Origin of the sequence: Cohnella ginsengisoli, from assembly GCF_029525555.1 — a bacterium.
In the GTDB taxonomy this organism is placed as follows: domain Bacteria; phylum Bacillota; class Bacilli; order Paenibacillales; family Paenibacillaceae; genus Cohnella; species Cohnella ginsengisoli.
The window spans coordinates 1,091,156-1,108,431 of the sequence record NZ_JAPDHZ010000003.1; the positions used below are offsets into that span (position 1 = coordinate 1,091,156).

General features: G+C 57.9%; 7 protein-coding genes and 3 pseudogenes. 3 read left to right on the forward strand and 7 right to left on the reverse strand.

The window, feature by feature from the left end:
* Positions 1 to 846: 846 nt before the first annotated feature.
* Positions 847 to 1,164: a hypothetical protein gene (locus OMP38_RS16330; RefSeq protein WP_277566079.1), complete on the forward strand. Its 318-nt coding sequence runs from the start codon at positions 847 to 849 to the stop codon at positions 1,162 to 1,164.
* A 90-nt stretch (positions 1,165 to 1,254) separates the two neighbouring features.
* Here the strand turns inward: OMP38_RS16330 and ltrA are convergent, their stop codons facing one another.
* Positions 1,255 to 2,649, reverse strand: coding sequence for a group II intron reverse transcriptase/maturase (gene ltrA, locus OMP38_RS16335; protein ID WP_277566832.1), 1,395 nt, complete (start codon positions 2,647 to 2,649; stop codon positions 1,255 to 1,257).
* Between the two features lie 555 nt (positions 2,650 to 3,204).
* Between ltrA and OMP38_RS16340 the strand changes: the two are divergent.
* Positions 3,205 to 4,719, forward strand: a pseudogene (locus OMP38_RS16340) (IS1182 family transposase); the annotation flags it as partial.
* Positions 4,720 to 4,916: 197 nt separating this feature from the next.
* Here OMP38_RS16340 and OMP38_RS16345 read toward each other — a convergent pair.
* The 3 genes and pseudogenes from OMP38_RS16345 to OMP38_RS16355 form a co-directional block, all read right to left on the reverse strand.
* Positions 4,917 to 9,840, reverse strand: a pseudogene (locus OMP38_RS16345) (sugar-binding protein).
* A 16-nt stretch (positions 9,841 to 9,856) separates the two neighbouring features.
* A complete protein-coding gene (locus tag OMP38_RS16350) occupies positions 9,857 to 11,512 on the reverse strand; it encodes a response regulator (protein WP_277566081.1) in 1,656 nt (551 codons plus the stop codon).
* A 37-nt stretch (positions 11,513 to 11,549) separates the two neighbouring features.
* Positions 11,550 to 12,446 (reverse strand): sensor histidine kinase, encoded by an 897-nt coding sequence (locus OMP38_RS16355; protein ID WP_277566082.1) that lies wholly within the window; start codon positions 12,444 to 12,446, stop codon positions 11,550 to 11,552.
* Here OMP38_RS16355 and OMP38_RS16360 point away from each other — a divergent pair.
* Positions 12,433 to 13,005, forward strand: coding sequence for a hypothetical protein (locus OMP38_RS16360; protein ID WP_277566083.1), 573 nt, complete (start codon positions 12,433 to 12,435; stop codon positions 13,003 to 13,005). The genes OMP38_RS16355 and OMP38_RS16360 overlap by 14 nt on opposite strands.
* A gap of 304 nt (positions 13,006 to 13,309) precedes the next feature.
* Here the strand turns inward: OMP38_RS16360 and OMP38_RS16365 are convergent, their stop codons facing one another.
* The 3 genes and pseudogenes from OMP38_RS16365 to OMP38_RS16375 all read right to left on the reverse strand — a co-directional run bounded on the left by OMP38_RS16365 (position 13,310) and on the right by OMP38_RS16375 (position 17,020).
* Entirely contained in the window at positions 13,310 to 14,197 is an 888-nt protein-coding gene (locus OMP38_RS16365; RefSeq protein WP_420869663.1) for a carbohydrate ABC transporter permease, read from the reverse strand.
* Between the two features lie 14 nt (positions 14,198 to 14,211).
* Positions 14,212 to 15,172, reverse strand: a pseudogene (locus tag OMP38_RS16370) (ABC transporter permease).
* 84 nt (positions 15,173 to 15,256) lie between these two features.
* A complete protein-coding gene (locus OMP38_RS16375; RefSeq protein WP_277566084.1) occupies positions 15,257 to 17,020 on the reverse strand; it encodes an extracellular solute-binding protein in 1,764 nt (587 codons plus the stop codon).
* Positions 17,021 to 17,276 lie beyond the last annotated feature (256 nt).

A 17,276-nucleotide genomic window follows, 5' to 3' on the forward strand; every position in this document is an offset into this window, starting at 1 on the left:
TTAAAATGTAAGCCATACATATTGTCAATGACATTTTCAGAACAATTCAAGTTTTTCTGACAAGCATTCAAATAATTTACCATGATTTCTTAGAGTTCATCGGGGTGATCCCGACCGTTAGCATGAACAAGAAGCTTCACTCTGTTGCTTCGTCATTGACCGCACTGATTCGTTCAACATTCCGTGATGGCTATGTCTGTGCTGTCGGTCATCCGCAAGGAAGGGATAAAAATAAATAAATAAATAAATAAATAAATAAATAACAAAAACCTAAATTCTATAAATCCACTTAGTACGTTAGAGTGGATTGGCGAAAACATCTTAAAGATAAACTATGCTTTATATTCTAAGTAGCCCCAAACCCAAACATCAGGCAAACTGAACACCAACGTTTTAAATTCCGAAGTAGCACCAACACCCCCATGAGCAAGCAACTCGAGAAACTTGAAGTATCAAAAAAGTTCCTTCCTACTAATGCCAGTCTTTCTGCTGATGTGGGGCTCCTTGGCTGCCGTTAGTAAGTAAGCTGCTTGAATCATATAGATAGCTATCAAGTCATGTTTTATATGTATGGGATCGGCGTGGATTCCTTTTCAGCGATCTTTCTGGTCAAAGGCAAATTAAGTGCCCTCTTCTCATGGAAGTTTTCCGAGTTTGTCTTGTTGCTCTTGTGCGGCATGTTCGCTTTTCTCTATGGCTTCATTTATTTTAAAATCCCTCGAACGCATCGCGACGGTAGAAGCGACCATGCTGAATTATTTACTTCCCATCTTTATCGTGCTCGCGATCCCCATCCATAAGGAGTAGTTGAACCGATATAAGCTGATCTCGGTCGAGATGGGTTTCTTGGGAACGCTGCTGCTCCTGACCAAAGGGGATAACGTGAATATCAACTTCACGAACTTCAGAGGGGACCTATTCGCGGTTCTAGCGGCGGTGAGTTGGGAGTTGTTTAAGAAATTCATTAAGAAGTACCAGAAGGATGCAATCGTCAGCACTTGTGATCACGAGCGTTGGCTTTCTTTTAAAAGGCTAAATGTTACCTTAACCATGGTCATCCTCCTTGCTTTAATAGTGAATTTATATATTAGATTTCGGGCTATATATCCAATTTTTATTGAAAGTGAAAGTCAGGCACAGCTAAGCTTGAACATCCGCTCATGAAGGCGAACATAATCGAGTAGGAGGAGGCGGCAAGCCTCCGTCCTCTCACACCACCGTACATGCGGGTCCGCATACGGCGGTTCCAAAAGGTTAACAAAGCTCCAAATAACGAGAAAGCAAACTTTTCAGCCCTTTCGCCTCCCAGTAGGAGGTCGGAAGGGCGTTATTTATGTTCCGGGACATTTCCCAAGGACCTCGCCGAGAGTTGGCCATGACAAGGCAGGCCCATTCCGGCACCTTGAGCGCCCTCAGTTCACGGATTCGCGTTCGCACTCGCTTCCATTGCTTCCACAAGCACATGCGCAAACGCCTGAGAATCCATCCGTCAAACTGCTCAAGATGATGATTTTTCGCCGCAGCCAGTCGGAAGTAGCCCAGCCACCCCATTGTATAGCGGTTTAACCGGTTTATCCGTTCCTCCATCGGCATGGACCGCGTACGATTCGTCAGTTCTCGGATCTTGTCCTTGAAGCGAGAGATCGTCTTCGGTGCCAGCCGAATCGTCGTCTGCTTGTGGTTTGTGAAGCTAAACCCTAGAAACTTGCGTCCCCAGGGTCTGGCTACCGCGCTCTTCTCCCGATTCACTTTCAGTTTTAACTTTCCTTCTACAAAGCGAATCACCGACGCCATGACGCGTTCTCCGGCACGTTTGCTTGCCACGAAGATGTTGCAATCGTCCGCATAGCGGACGAAGTGCAGTCCTCTGCGCGCGAGTTCCTTGTCCAGGTCGTCCAGCAGGATGTTTGCCAGCAGCGGACTAAGCGGTCCGCCTTGCGGCGTTCCTTCTTCCGTTCGCTGACAATCCCCGTTTTCCATCACCCCGGCGTTCAGATAGGCACGGATCAGCTTCAGGACACGTTTGTCCGTCACCTTACATGCCACTTTGGCCATGAGCATGTCATGGTTCACCCGGTCAAAGAATTTCTCTAAGTCCATATCCACTACCCAACGCAGTCCACTTTGGATGTGGGCTTGTGCCTGCCGCACCGCATCGTGCGCTCGCTTGCCCAGCCGAAAGCCGTAGCTGCTTGGAGAGAATTCGGCATCGAATATCGGATTCATCACTTGCAGAAGCGCTTGCTGAAGCAGACGGTCCATCACAGTCGGTATACCCAGCAGCCGTATGCCGCCTCCGGGTTTGGGGATTTCCACCCGTCTGACTGGCGCAGGTCTGTAGGTTCCCGCGAGGAGTTCGGTCTTCACCGACTTCCAGTTCGTTTTCAGGTAAGCTTGCAGCTGCGCTGCCGTTACACCGTCCACACCGGGCGCTCCTCCGTTTTGAACCACTCGTTTGTACGCGTCCCTGAGGTTCGTACTTTCGAGCATCCGCTCCAGCAAGTCGTTACTCGCTTCGCGAGAGGAAGGGGCGACTTGTGCCGGCGATGAACTCGGCGCTTCTGCATACCCTGGCGGCTTCACCGCTTCTCTTTGCAGCAAGCTCCCTTGCGGGATATTCGGCTGTCTTTGCTCATCACGCGAACGCATCGGTTTCCTCTCTCCTTTCGGTTCGGTCCTTTCGCTTTCCGGCGTCCCGTACTCACGTACTATGACCTCTGCTGACTCCTGCGGGTTCAGCGCAACCTCCCGGTTGCGGTTACGAAGTGACTTCGCATTTTTTTTCGTCCCACAGGCCTCCCCAGATAAGAACGTCATCTGTCTGCCCGCGACCACTGGAGTCTACAGCGCTAGCCCTTGGCGGCTTTGGATTTCGTTGTGTATGGGCAACTCATCCGACTAACCCTGCCTCAAATCCAGTTCGTATACCTTGGCCCGTGCATTTGCCTCCGGCTTCCTTCAGATTCCATCTCGCGACGGACACCCTTGGCCTTGGCTAGGGTAGGCGCTCGCCAGCCCCCGTTCGGGACTTTCACCCTAGAGATGACGCCCATGCTGGGCGTACCACAAACAAGGGGCTGTCTCAAAAGGGTCATAAATAGACCTGGAGAGATAGCCCTGTTTTTTGCTTTAAAAACATACAAAGAAACCGTCCTTTGGTAAAATGGAAGTGTCGAGCAACCATCTACGAAAGGAACGGTTTCTTTGTACATTCAATATAGCATGGACCAACTTTGTCTGCCAATGGATTTGGAAACAGATATTCCTGAAAATCATCTCGTTCGCATCGTGAATAACGCGGTGAACCGTCTGAGTGACGCCATCTTCGACGCAGCTTATCCCGGCGGCGGTCGCCATAGCTATCATCCCAAGATGCTCACCAAGATCATCATCTACGCCTATACCCAGCGCCTCTACTCCTCTCGCCAAATCGCCAAAGCCATTCGGGAAAATATCATGTTCATGTGGCTCGCCGGTCGCCAGCAGCCAGACTTCCGCACCATCAACCGTTTCCGTTCGGAACGGATGAAGGACGTGCTCGAGCAAATTTTTACGGCTGTGCTGGCGCTGCTCTTGGAAGAAAAATATGTGCAGCTGGAGCACTATTTTGTCGACGGCACGAAGATCGAAGCCAACGCCAATCGCTATTCGTTCGTCTGGAAAAAGGCTGTTGTGAAGCAGCACGCCAAGCTGCAAGAAAAGGTCCGGACGCTGTTCGGGGCCATCGAAGCCGCAGAAGCGCAAGAGGACGCCGAGCATGCCGGAGCAGATCTGTTGGAGCTTGGAGAATCGTCGGCGTTCACGGCGGACCGGCTCGAGCAGGCGGTTCAGCGATTGGAAGAAAAACTGCAGGAGAGGCCTAAAGACAAGCCGCTCAAGAAAGCGGTTCGTTTGCTGCGAAAGGACCTGTTGCCGCGTCTTCAAAAGTACGAGCATCAAGAGGCGCTATTCGGCGACCGAAACAGCTTTAGTAAGACCGATCCGGACGCCACATTCATGCGAATGAAAGAAGATCATATGCGAAATGGCCAGCTGAAGCCGGGCTATAATGTGCAGATCGGAACGGAGAATCAATTCGTGCTCGGATACAGCGTCCATCAGCGGCCAACAGACACCAGATGTCTAAAGCCACATCTGGAAGGCGTTAAAGAAAAGCTGGGCAAGCTGCCGGGTACCGTCATTGCGGACGCAGGCTACGGCGGTGAGGAGAACTACGCGTACCTGGAAGAGGAGCAAATACACGCGCTCGTGAAGTACGGTACCTACCACAAAGAAAAGAGTAGAGCCTGGAAGAAGGATATCGGAAAGATCGACAACTGGAGCTACAATGAAGAAGAAGACAGTTGGACCTGCGCAGCCGGTCAAAAGCTTACGTTCCGTTACGAAAGCACAACGACGACGGAGAGTGGCTACGAAATACGCACGCGCCATTACCGGAGCGCAAACTGCGAAGGTTGCCCGCTAAGGGCCGCATGCACCAAAGCCAAAGGAAACCGAGAGATATCCGTAAGCCTGAGGTACTGGCGGCAAAAGAATGAAATGCGGGAACGACTGCGGAGCGAGAAAGGCTACGAGTTGTCCGTCCGCCGCATGATCGAGCCGGAGAGCGTATTCGGCCAGGTGAAGAACAACCGGGGATTCCGGCGCTTTCTGCTTCGAGGCTTAGAGAAGGTAAGCCTAGAGGTCGGGTGGCTTTGCCTTGCCCATAATCTGCTCAAAAAAAGTAGCAATAGACCAAAAACGCAAACGGGACGAAGCAGGAAAGTTCTCTGCTTCGTCCCGTTTGACGTTTCCGGCTTCATTTCAGCTATCTGCTTCAACTTCAGAAGGGCTTTTGGGACAGCCCCTTTTCATCGCTCATTCATTCTTTAATCTTCGATTGCCATCACCCTACCGCCTAGCAACTCCCAACAACCCTACTGCGCCAGCACCAACTCCCCAAACCCAGCCGTATTCGTCCAGTTGGTGGACTCGCCGGACCAGACGGTCTGGACCTGGCGGCCGTTGCCGTCGTCTTCGTCGTTGTTGGCGAGGTCGAAGCCGATGGTCATGCCGACGGTTGGGGTGATGCCGAGCGAGCTCCAGGGGATCGCCAGCTCGACCGTGTAGCCGCCCGTCGTCGCGGCCCAGGCGTGTTGCACGCCGGTCGTCTTGGCTTTTTTGCTCCCATAGCGTGCTGTCGTTCCAGCCCTTGATGAATTGCCGGTCGTAGCTGTCGTAGGTCGTGCCCTTGTTATGATCGCCGTCGATGTAGATCTCGACGGAATCGTCGGCGTAGGGATCCGGCGAGTTGTTGAATAGATCCGCGTCGGTGACGGAGACGCCGACATACAAGTAGGTGTCGTCCCACAGCACGCCGAACTTCGTCGTGTTGTTCGAGGTGCCGGATACGTCCTTGGTGACCGGCTTGGTGACGGACCAGGCCGCTTCGTTCAAGCTGCCGTCGATCGTCATGGCGGCGTTGGTCTTGCTCACGTTCAGCAGCGTGTACGAGGCATCGGTCGTGACGTTGACCGTATGGCTCGCCGCAGACACGTTGTTCGCCGCGTCCTTCGCCTTGACCGTGAAGCTGTAGGCGGTGCTGGGCGTGAGGCCCGTGATCGTGTACGTCGTCGAAGCGACGGACGCGACGAGATTGGTGCCGTTGTAGACGTTGTACCCGGTCACGCCGACGTTGTCAGTCGAAGCGCTCCAGGACAGCTGCACGGTACGGTCGGTGTGCGACGGCGAGGTCAGATTCGCCGGTGCCGTCGGCGCCTGCGTATCCCCCGTGACGGTAGAGGAGAGCGTCAGACTGCCGAATGCCGACGTATTCGTCCAGTTGTCGTTCGTGCCGGCCCACATGAGCTGGCTCTCTCTGCCGGCGCCGGTATCGGTGTCGTTGTTCGCCACGTCGAAGCCGAGCGTGAGGCCCGCGGCCGGCGTGAGGCCGAGCGAGCTCCACGGAATCGCCAGCTCCACGGTGTAGCCGCCGGTGATCGGTGCCCATCCGTGCAGCGTGCCGCTGACCGTCATTTTCTGCAACCACAGCGCGCTGTCGTTCCAGCCCTTGATGAACTGCTCGTCATGGCTGTCGTACGTCGTGCCCTTGTTGTTGTTGCTGTCGATATACACTTCGATAGAGTCGTCGTAGTAAGGCAGTACGTCCGAATTGTACAGATTGCCGTCCAGCACCTTGACCCCGACATACAGATAGGTGCTGTCCCACAGCACGCCGAATTCGGCGCTGTTGTTCGGCGTGCCGATGATCGGCTTTTTCAGCTGCTTCGCCATAGACCACACAGATTCGTTCAAGGAACCGTCGACGGAGATGGCGGCCAGCGTCTTGCTGGCTTGAACGAGATAGGCGTCCGTCGAGACGGTGAGCGTCGCGCTCGCCGGGGACACGTTGCCCGCCGCATCCTTCGCCTTGACGCTGAACGTATAAGACGTATTGGGCGTGAGCCCGGTCACGGCATAGGCGGGAGATGTCACGGTAGCCAGCAGCGTCGTGCCTTGATACACCTGATACTGCGTGACGCCGATGTTGTCCGCGGAGGCGTCCCACGCCAGGTTGATCGAGGTCTCGCTCTTCGAAGACGCCCTCACATTCGCGGGCGGCGACGGCGGCGTGAAGTCGCGGTCGCGCACGACCTTCACATTGTCGAATTCGACCGACGTCTTGAAGGCGTAGACGCCGACCTTGCCCGAGGCGAGCGCCGAGTCCGTGGCGGACAGCTCCTTGAACCCGTCCACGTAGAAGTCCAGCGTGCTGTTGTTCAGCACGGCGGTGAACGTGTACGTGGAATTCGTCGCCATGTTGAAGTTTTTCTCAGCCAGGACGGTGGTCGTGCCGTTCACCACCTTGACGATCTGCAGCCGGCCTGCGCGGATCTGGAAGCTGTACCGGTTGTTCGGATCCTGATAGCGGGCCACGATGCCCGCGCCCAGATCGACGTCGCTCATCGTCAGCTTGATCGTCGTCTCCACGCTGTAATTGCCGTAGGCGCTGCCATCCACCGTGCTGAACGCAGGCGTCGCCAGCCACCACGACTGCCCGTAAACTTTGGACCCGCCTACCGTCGCGATCTCCCATGTCCCGTTCTGCGTGGTCCATCCGTCAGCCGCGCCGTCCTCGAAGTTGTCGGTGAAGGAGACCGTGCCCGGACCCGCCGCCGTCGCGGCCGCCAGCGTATTGCTCGGTGCCGACGGACTCCCCGCGGCATCGACGGAACGCACGGTTACCGAATACGTACGATCCGGCAGCAAGCCCGACATCGTATACGTCGTGCCGGTCGTGGCTCCCGCTTCTTTGCCGCTGACGTAGATCTTGTAGCCGGCCACGCCGGCCATATTGGACGGCGCATTCCAGCTCAGGCTGAGACTGGTCAGCGTCGCCTGCGACAGGGTCAGATTGGTCGGCGCCGCGGGCGGCGCCTTGGTCGAGACGTTCACCGTATTGCTGGCCGGCGACAGATTGCCCGCGCCGTCCTTCGCCTTCACGGTGAACGCGTACGCCGTCGAAGCGGTCAGCCCGCTCACGGTATACGAGGTGCTCGACGGAGACGTGGTCGTGCCCAGATAAGCGCTCCCGTTGTAAATGTTGTAGCCGGCTACGCCCGTATTGTCCGTCGATGCCGTCCAGGTCAGGCTGACGGTCGTCGCCGACTGCGACGGGGAGGCCAGATTCGCCGGCGCCGTCGGCGGCTGGGTATCGGTCCCTTCGCTCACCAGACTCTCGCCGTAGAAGACGCCGGTGCCGTTCGTGCCGATGTAGACGCGGCCCCATACCTGGCGGTCGCCCTCCATCGTATTGGCCTCGTCGCCGACCGTCGGATCGAGCACGTCGATCTTCACCCAGGTCGCCCCCAGGTCGTCGGAGCGGAAGATGCCCTCGGTATGGTCGACCTTCCCGTATACGAACACCGTCGGGTTGGAGGAACCGAGCTTGTTCTTGCCGAAGGCGAACAGCTTCGCCTCCTGGACGTTCGGGAGCTGCGTCCACGAGTTGCCGCCGTTGCTGGAGCGCCACAGCCCGTTCGTGTACAGGCCAGCCCACACCTCGCCCGCCATGCCTGGCGCCGCCTTGACGCTTAGGAACGCCAGATTCGCGGTCGATGCCGGCAGCGTGGACGCGGTGGACCAGGTCGCTCCGCCGTCGGTGCTGCGATAGAAGTTGCCGGACGCGCGCTCGATCAGGTAGAACGTATTGTTGTTCACCCGGTCCGACGCCAGCGGCTGCCACCAGATCCAGAAGTCCGGCACCGTATAGGCCGGCGCGCCCGTGCTGGCCGTCCATGTCTGGCCGCGGTCGGTGGAGTAGAGCGGGCTGCCGTACATCGGCACCCACACCATCGTCTCGCTGGCGGCCGATACGGCGATGCGCCCCGCGATCCCCGGCGGATTGGGGAACGCCGTCCAGTTCGCGCCGTTGTCGGTACTGTAGGCGCCCCCGCCCGAGTTCTGATACCGGGTAGAGCCCACCCGGGCGACGAAGTTCGGGTTGCTCTCCTGGAAGTCGATGGACACCGTGTCGCCCATATACGGATTGCCGAACTTGGAGGCCGGGAACGTATTCAGCGACGTATGGCGCATGCCGTCGACGTCCGCGTGTCCGCTCAGCAGCGGCGCCCCGATCGGCGTGCTGCGGAGGGCGAACGTCACGACCTCTTCATGCCCTTGCTCGTACGTATACCAGTGCGAAGGATTCGCGGTGATATCGTCCGTACGCCAGGTGCCGAAGAAGTCGGTGAACCATACCCGGTTCGGATGGACCGGATCGATCGTCAGGCTGGAGACGGCCGCCGCGAACCAGTTCCCCGTCCACCAGGGGACGTCCGGATGCTTGACGAACGAGATCTGCGACCAGCTCGCGCCGCCGTTCGTCGAACGGTAGATCGGCGCGGGGAAGCTGGTGCCGCTCTGGAACGCCGTCATCACGATATTCGGGTTGGTCGGGTCGACCGAGATGCCGACGTACTTGCCCGCCTTCGGGGGCGTGATCGTGGTCCAGGCGCCGCCGGCATACTTGACGACGCCGTCGTCGCAGCTCAAATACAGCGTGCCGTTGGACGCCACGACCGCCCGGCTGAAGTTGGTCGGGCTGCCGGGCATCGGCGTCCACGTCGTCCCGCCGTCCAGGCTCCGGTACACGCCTTGGCCTCTAGCCCCGGCATAGATCGTCTGCGTCGCTTGGCCTGCCGTCCCCGCGCTCTTGTCGAACACGACGAAGCTGACGCCGTCCGGCGCGGTGCCGGCGGCCGGGAAGCCGGTCACCTTCTGCCAGGAGCCGCTGCTGGCGCCGGTCGCGCTTTTCCACAGCCCGTCGTACCGCGTGCCCATGAAAAGGATCTGCCCGTTGTTCGGATCGACGACGAGCCGCTCTCCCTGATCCTTGCCGCTGCCGTTGGCGAGCATACGGACGTTGATTCCGCTCGACGTCCAGGTCGCGCCCCGATCCGTCGACTTGAGAATATCCCCGTTGCTCCAATCGTACTTGCCGGCGGCGACATAGACCACGTTCGGGTCCGACGGGTCGATCGCGAGGGCGTCGATGCCGTACAGGTTGGACTGTCCGCTCGGAATCTTGTTCATCATCTGGATCCACTTGTGATTGACCGCGTCCCAGCGGTAAGCGCCGCCGACGTCGGTCCGGATGTAGGCGAGATCCGGCTCGGTCGGATGCACGACCATGCCGGTGACGAAGCCGCCGCCGCCGATGCTCACCGACTGCCAATTGTACGGCTCCGTCTGGGCGGCTCTGACGGGCGAAGCGTACAAGACAACCATCGCGACGACAAGAATTAATAGTGCACCAAGACCGCCTAGCTTCCACCTTGCCGATACGCCGCTATGAAGCATCCCATGAATTCCTCCTCTACTTGTTCAGCCTCTCCCGATACTCGAGGGGCGTCATGCCGAAGTAGCCCTTGAACACCTTGCTGAAATAGTGGGTCGTCATATACCCGGTCCGCTCGGCGATCTCGTAGATCTTGTCGTTCGGGTCCTTAAGCAGCATCGCCGCAGCCAGCTCCATCCGCTGCTGCAGGACGTAATCGCCGAGATTCATGCCGGTCTCCATGCGATACACCTTGGAGATATAGGCCGGATGCAGCCTGACGTGATCGGAGATCGCCTGCAGCGACAGATCCCGCGACACGTCCTCGGCGATCAATTGATGGATGCGCCTCACGACGATCGACCGAGAGTCCTTCGTATTGTGTTCGGCATCCGCCATCAGCCTGGCGAAGACGGTATGGATCCGATCCCGCAGCTGCTTCAAGGACGAGACCTGCATACTGCCGTCCGCCCCGACATCCGTCGCGCCGCCTGCGATGTCGCCGAGCTGCTTGCCGTTCCGGTGAGCCGCGTAATGGAACGCGCCCATGACGTTGAAGTACACTTCCTGCGCGTATTCCGGGGACTCCGGCCACTTCTCCGCCAGCTCCGCGAAAATATCGCTCAGCTTGCCCGCCGCGCGCTCCCAGCTGCCGGTCTCCAGCAAATGAAGAAGCAGCGGGGGTTGGTACGGCACCCGGAGTCCGCCTTCGATCGCCTGCTCCGGCTCCTCCCGGGCCGTCACGAAGAAATCGGATTCGCCGCCGATCTGCCTGCGCACGGCAAAGAGGCAGATCCGGTGCATCCGGGACAGTCCTTCGGGCAGCAAGCCGGTCTGTTCGGCCACCGCGATGGATACGCTGCGCTTTAAGTAAACGCTTACGCTTCGGTGCAAGCTTGCCGCCATCTTCTCGATCGGCCGCCATTCCTCCTCTCCGTTGTCGTTCGGTAGCGCGCTCACCTCCTCTCCGGACTTCTTCGCTTTCAGCACAAAGACCAGATTGTCGTAGGCATCCTTGCAGTGCCAGATGTGATACAGCTCTCCGAAGATCTCCTCCGCGATGTTGGCGACCGCGAATTCCATCAGCGACAAGTCGTAATCGTCAAAGTCGTCAAATCCGTCCTCCATTCGCACGATGAACATCCCGACCCGATCTCCGCTCGCGAACGGAAGATCGAGCATCTTCATTTTGTCCGCGATCACCCCTCTCGGATAACGTCTGTCCTGCAGCAGATGATTGAGCAGCTCGCCGCCGAGCAGCGGCAGGTGCTCCCGCAGCGTATTAACGGCGCGCCGGCGGGAAGCGATCTCCTGCCATTCCGCGTGCAGCTCGGCGACGACGCCGGTCAGCGTCCGGATCAGTTCGTCCGTCTCCACCGGCTTCAATAAATAATGAGAGGACTGCAGCTCGATGGCCTGCTTCGCGTAATCGAAATCGGCGTGGCCCGACAGAAAGATGCATTTGGTCGTTTTCGACCCTTCCCGGATCTTCTTCACGAGCTCGAGACCGCTCATGCCGGGCATGAGAATATCCGTGATCACGATATCGACGGTACACCTCTTCGCCATATCCAGCGCTTCGGCGCCCGAGAACGCTTTATAAACCTCGCCGATGCCCAGCTCCTCGAGCGGAATCGTAGCGGCGATGCTCTCCACCTGGTCCGGATAATCGTCTACGATCAGCAGATGAAACAAATCGAATCCCCCCCTGAATGCAATCGAGAAAATGCGGCTATTGCCCATGCTGGACCATCCGAATCGTGACCCGCAGTCCGCCCAGGGGCGAAGCGTCCAACAGCAGGTCGGATTCGGCGCCGAACTGATGCACGACCCGCTGCCGGATATTCCATAGACCGCAGCCCATCTCGTCGTCCATTGTCGCCAGCAGCTTCGCCCGCAATCTCGCCAAGCCGTCCGGATCGAGCCCCGCGCCGTTGTCGTCCACGACGATATCCGCGCCCGTCTCCGTTTTCTCGGCCGCGATGCGGATGATCCCGGCGCCCGGCTTCATGCCGATGCCGTGAATGATGGCATTCTCCACGATCGGCTGCAGCAGCAGACGGGGAAGCTCCATCGGCAGCAGCTCGGGGGCGATGTCGATCGCGTACTGCAGCCGATGCATCTTCATGGCATGAATCTCCAGATAGTTGCGGATGAGCGCCATCTCTTCTTCCAGGCTGCCCGTCTGCTTTTCCACGCGCGTCGTATAGCGGTAATATTTGCTCAGGTGCTGGGTAACGGCGATGATGGCGTCCCGGTTGTCCAGCTGGGCCATGCTCTGGATGAACGCGAAGCTGTTGTACAGAAAATGGGGATTGATCTGCGACTGAAGCTGCTTGAGCGTCGCTTCCCGAACGCGAAGCTTCTCGGCGAAGACATTCTCGATCAGCCGCTGGATCTCTTCGGTCATGTGGTTGAACTGCAGGAATAAATATTGGAATTCGTTGTTCGTCTTGGCCGATAGTCTCGCCGAGTAATCCCCGCGCTTCAGCTTCTGCACGCCGCGGATCAGCTCCCGGATCGGCACCTGCACGTTGCGGTACAGCAAGGCGGCGGCCAGCAAGCTGAGCGCGAGCAGCAGGCCCGTGGAGATATAGAAAAGGTGGCGGCTGTTCGTGATCGGCTGCATCAGCTCCCCCCAGCGGGATATAATCGATCAGGTACCAATCGAGCGTATCCGACTTCTCGTACGTGATGATGTAGCTCCGCCCGTCTATGGTCATTTCCTTATAGCCGGAATGCGCGGGCTCCAGCGATTGAAACTGATCCATGACCTGCGCGAGCAGCTCGCGATCGACCGATTGGCCCGTGATCGGTTCATAGCCGCGATGATAGAGAAACGGGTTCCCGCTGCTCCCGTGCTGCAGCTGATCGAGCATCGCCGATATATTGTCCGCGGCGAATGCGACCTCGACGATCAGCGTCGCCTTGCTGCGGTCCAGCTTCGTCATGTAAGGCTCCGTCAGATAATGAATGAAATAATACCCTTCCCCGCTGTCGGTCGCGATCTTCCGGTAGTTCCAAGTCTTCGTCTCGGCCCCTTGCAGATAAGACACATCGTACGCCAGCTTGGCGTTGGTCGAGAGGGTCTGTCCGGATTCGGGCGCGAAAATCGTGAATTCGTTCGACCAGCCGAACGTGTTGCTCTGCAGTTCGGCTTTTTCCTGCAGCAGTTCCTTCGTTTTTAACGTGTCGTAGGACGCATTCTTCACCGCAGGGAACGTCAGCTTCGGCATGTCCGGGTCCCGGCTCAGGTTGAAGGCCGCCTTCCATAGCTGGTCCGCCGTCGCATCCATTTGCTGGATAAAAAACGAAAGCCGGCTGCCGTTCGATTTTTTGATTTCCCGTTCAATGACATCGGTACCCACCTGATTGCCATAGCTATAGAGAAATACGATCGGAACGAGCAGCAGGCACAGCAGAATCAACATTTTGTTAAAGATGCTCAGCTTGGACGGCATGGCTACAGCCCCTCAATGTTCCGTGTTTTACTTAAAATGTTAGCCCTTCACGGAACCGAGCACAATGCCTTTGACGAAGTACTTTTGCAAAAACGGATACACCGCCATGATCGGCAGCGCGCCGATAAAGATTTGCGAAGCTTTGACCGTGCGGCTGGAAATGTTCGCGACGTCCTCTCCCCCGGATGCCCGCCAGGTTAAAGTCTTCTTTGGCGATGATCGACTGCAGGAACGTGGCGAGCGGGTAGTCGTTCGTATTTTTCAAATAAATCATGCCGTCGAACCAGGCGTTCCAGTGTCCCACCATCTCGAACAGGCTGATCGTCGCGATGCCCGCCATCGACACGGGCAAGTAGATTCGGAACAGCGTGGTGAAATGTCCTGCCCCGTCGATCAAGGCGGCTTCCTCCAGCTCGACCGGCACGGTGCGGAAAAAGTTCAGCATCAGGATCAGCAAGTAGCCGCTCACCGCTCCCGGGATGACGAGCGCCCAAATGGTGTTCAGCAGGCCGGTGCCCTTGACGACCAGATAGGACGGGATCAAGCCGCCGCCGAACAGCATCGGGACGACGAAAAACCAGGCGTAGGCGGTGCGGCCGGCAAAATAGCGGTCCGACTTGGAGAGCGAATACGCGGCCAGCAGCACGAGCGTGATCGTGATCCCCGTCCCCAGCACCGTTCGCTCGACGCCGATCGAGAGGGCGCGGAGGAAGTGGGCGTTGGCGAGCGTCTGCTTGTAGGCGTCCGTCGTGAAGCCGACGGGCCAGAAGTTGACGATATTCGCGGTCGCGGCCGCTCTCGAGCTGAGCGACACGGCGAACACGTGCACCACCGGCAGGATGCAGAGCAGGCTGACGAGGCCGAGCAGGATATAATTGCAGATCGTAAACACCTTGTAGGAAGGGGAGCGGTACAGCATGTCGGCCGACCTCCTTAGAAAATTCGATAGTCGGCCACCTTATACAGAATGCGGTAGCAGATCACGATGAGCACGAAGCCGATGACGGACTTGAACAAGCCGACGGCCGTACCGAAGCTGAATTGGCCGCCCTCGAGTCCGACCCGATAGACGAACGTATCGATAATATCGCCGGTCTGGTAGACGAGCGGATTGTACAGATTGTAGATTTGATCGAAGCCCGCGTTCAGGATCCGTCCCAGCGCCAGGGTCGATACGACGACGAGGATGGGCATGATCGCCGGAAGCGTGATGTGGATCGCCTGCTTCCACCGGTTGGCGCCGTCGATCTCCGAGGCCTCGTACAGATTCGGATTGACGCTCGTGAGCGCCGACAAGAAGACGATGGCGGCAAAGCCGAATTCCTTCCAGATGTCGGTGACGACGATCGTCGGCCGGAACCATTGGTTGTTGCCGAGGAAGAAGATCGGATCGATGCCGAACAGCGCGAGGAAGCGGTTGACGATGCCCCCCTTGGACCGACAGCACGTCGACCAGGATGCCGCCCAGAATGACCCACGACAGAAAATGCGGCAGGTATACGAGCGTCTGGACCGTTTTCTTGAACGCCGCCCTGCTCACTTCGTTCAGCAGCAGCGCGAACAGAACGGGGATCACGATATTGGAGATCTGCTTCAGAACGGCGATCACGATCGTATTCCACATGACTTGCTTGATATCGGGAAATGAAAACAAGTACCTGAACTGCCCCAGGCCGACCCAATCCGAGCCCCATATGCCGAGCCACGGCTTATAATCCTTGAAGGCAATGACGGCGCCGAGCATCGGGAAATATTGATAGACCAGGGTGATCAGGAAGGCGGGGAGCACCAATAGATGGAGCGGCCAGGTTCTTCTGCAGTAGGAAACGAATCGACCGGATCGCGCCCGGGTGGCGGACGGCGCCGGCACAGTCGGAATACCGGTCTCTCTCATGCTCGCACTCTCTTCTCCTCGTTTGGGGGCCGTCGCGAGAGACCGGGCCTCTCCCGAAGCCCCCCTTTGTTTAGGCGTGCGCCGTCACTTCTTCTTCGTGCTCTCGTACCAGGCGTTCACCTCGGCGGTCACTTGATCGCCGCCGCTTGCCTTCCATTCCTTCACGAATTCGTCGAAGTAATCGACGGGCTTGTCGCCGTAGATGATCTTCAGATACGCTTCGGACTCCAGCTTGGTCAGCAGTCCGCCCTTGGACTTCATCGTCTCGGTGGCCGCGCCCTCGAAGGAATTGTATTTGTCCGCCTCGTTCTGCGTCTGGCGTACGTTGCCCGCTTCCAGCTGGACTTTGGTCAGGTTTTTCACCCGCTCCTCCGCCGCGTTGGCAGCCTGCGCGTTCGGATCGGCGGCGAACTTCGCGTACCCTGGATCCCCAAGGTAAGGGACCGTCGGCGTGAAGGCGCCGTTCAGCGCGTACAGCGCGTACTTCATGTCCATTTCCTTGCCGCTCGCGAGCGGCCACAGGTTTTCCGGAACGCCCTTATCCTTGAAGCCGTTCTTGATAATCTTGCCGTCGTACTTGATATAGTCATAGCCTTCGAAAAAGCCGACGTCAAAGGTTGGATCGTAATACGGGTCGTCCTTGCCGAATTGACGGGCATACATCTTGTTGATGTACGCGAACCAGGCGTCGATATGCTTGAAGTCCTTGCTGAAGGACATCGCGCCGCCGATCATCTGGACGACGCGGCCGATCTTGCCTTCCGGGCCGGCTGGTATCGGGTACGCTTTCCAGACGGCGTTCGGATCGGACTTCGCCGTATCCTCCAGCGGCCACTGCCCCATCCAGTTCGGTCCGAAGATGACGCCGGCCGTGCCGTTCACCGCCGGCTCGATCGCCTTCATCGCATCCTTGACGCCCGCTTCGGGATCCATATAGCCGTCTTTCTTCCATCTTGCCATCGTCTCGAGGAACGGCTTCGCGGACGGATCGACGGCGCTGTAGATCAGCTTCCCGTTCTTGTCCGGATTCCACCACCCGCCGATCGAGCGGAATTCCGGGGCCATGTAGTCGCTGAACGCGCCGAAGATCGGGTCCGCGCTGGCCATCCACGTATACATGCCTTCTTTGAGCGAGACGGCAAGTCCGTATGTGTCCGCTTTGCCGTCGCCGTCCGGGTCCTGCTTCGTGAAGGCCTCCAGCACCTTTTCCAGCTCGTCGATCGTGGCAGGCGCCTTCAAGTTCAGCTTCTTCAGCCAATCCTCGCGCAGCCACATGACCCCGCCTTCGTCGGCCGACAGGAATCTCGGGATGCCGTAGATTTTCCCGTCGCGGGTCACCGACTCGAACGCCTGCGGGTACTGCGCGAACAGCTTCTTCAAGTTCGGCGAGGCGTACTGCTCGATCGCATCGTTCAGCGGCATCAGCAAGCCGGCGTCGAGCTGATCCGCATACAAGCCCGTGATGACGTCGGGCAGCTTCGAGCCGCTCGCCAGCAGGAGACGGAACTTCGTATCGTAGTCGGACTGCTTGCCGACGACGAAGTCGAATTTGACCTCGATGCCCATATTGTCCTTCAGCCACTTCGTAAAGACGTTGTTCTCGATCGTCTCGCCGGGCTTGAACGCATTGTCCTTCTGATCCTGAATGATCGCGGTCGTGATCGTCACCGGCGGATCGAACTTTTTCTTCGCCTGCTGCGCGTGGTCGATCGGCAGCGCCGAAGCTGTCTGCGTTGCCTGCGCGCCGGCGCTCTCCTTCGGCGTATCCGAAGAACACGCGGTCGCCATGGCGGAGCAGAGCAAGATGCATCCCATCGTTCCGAACAAGCGCTTCTTCTTTAACTGCACTTCCATTCCCCCCTCGGCCCGTCAGCGGTTTGGCTTCCTGCTTTTATTTTAAGTCGGGAGGAGGAGGAAATAATATACAACTCTTTTTTAGATTTACAACAAATAACGAAACTGGTCGGGGGAAAAAGGGCATTTAATATTCCAGGTAGCCGATAAGGCCGACTTTACGGTAAACTGAACAGCGAAGTTTGGATTGCGAAGGAGCAGCAACGCCAATGAGCAAGCAAACCGAGAAACGCGAAGTCTCGAAAAGCGA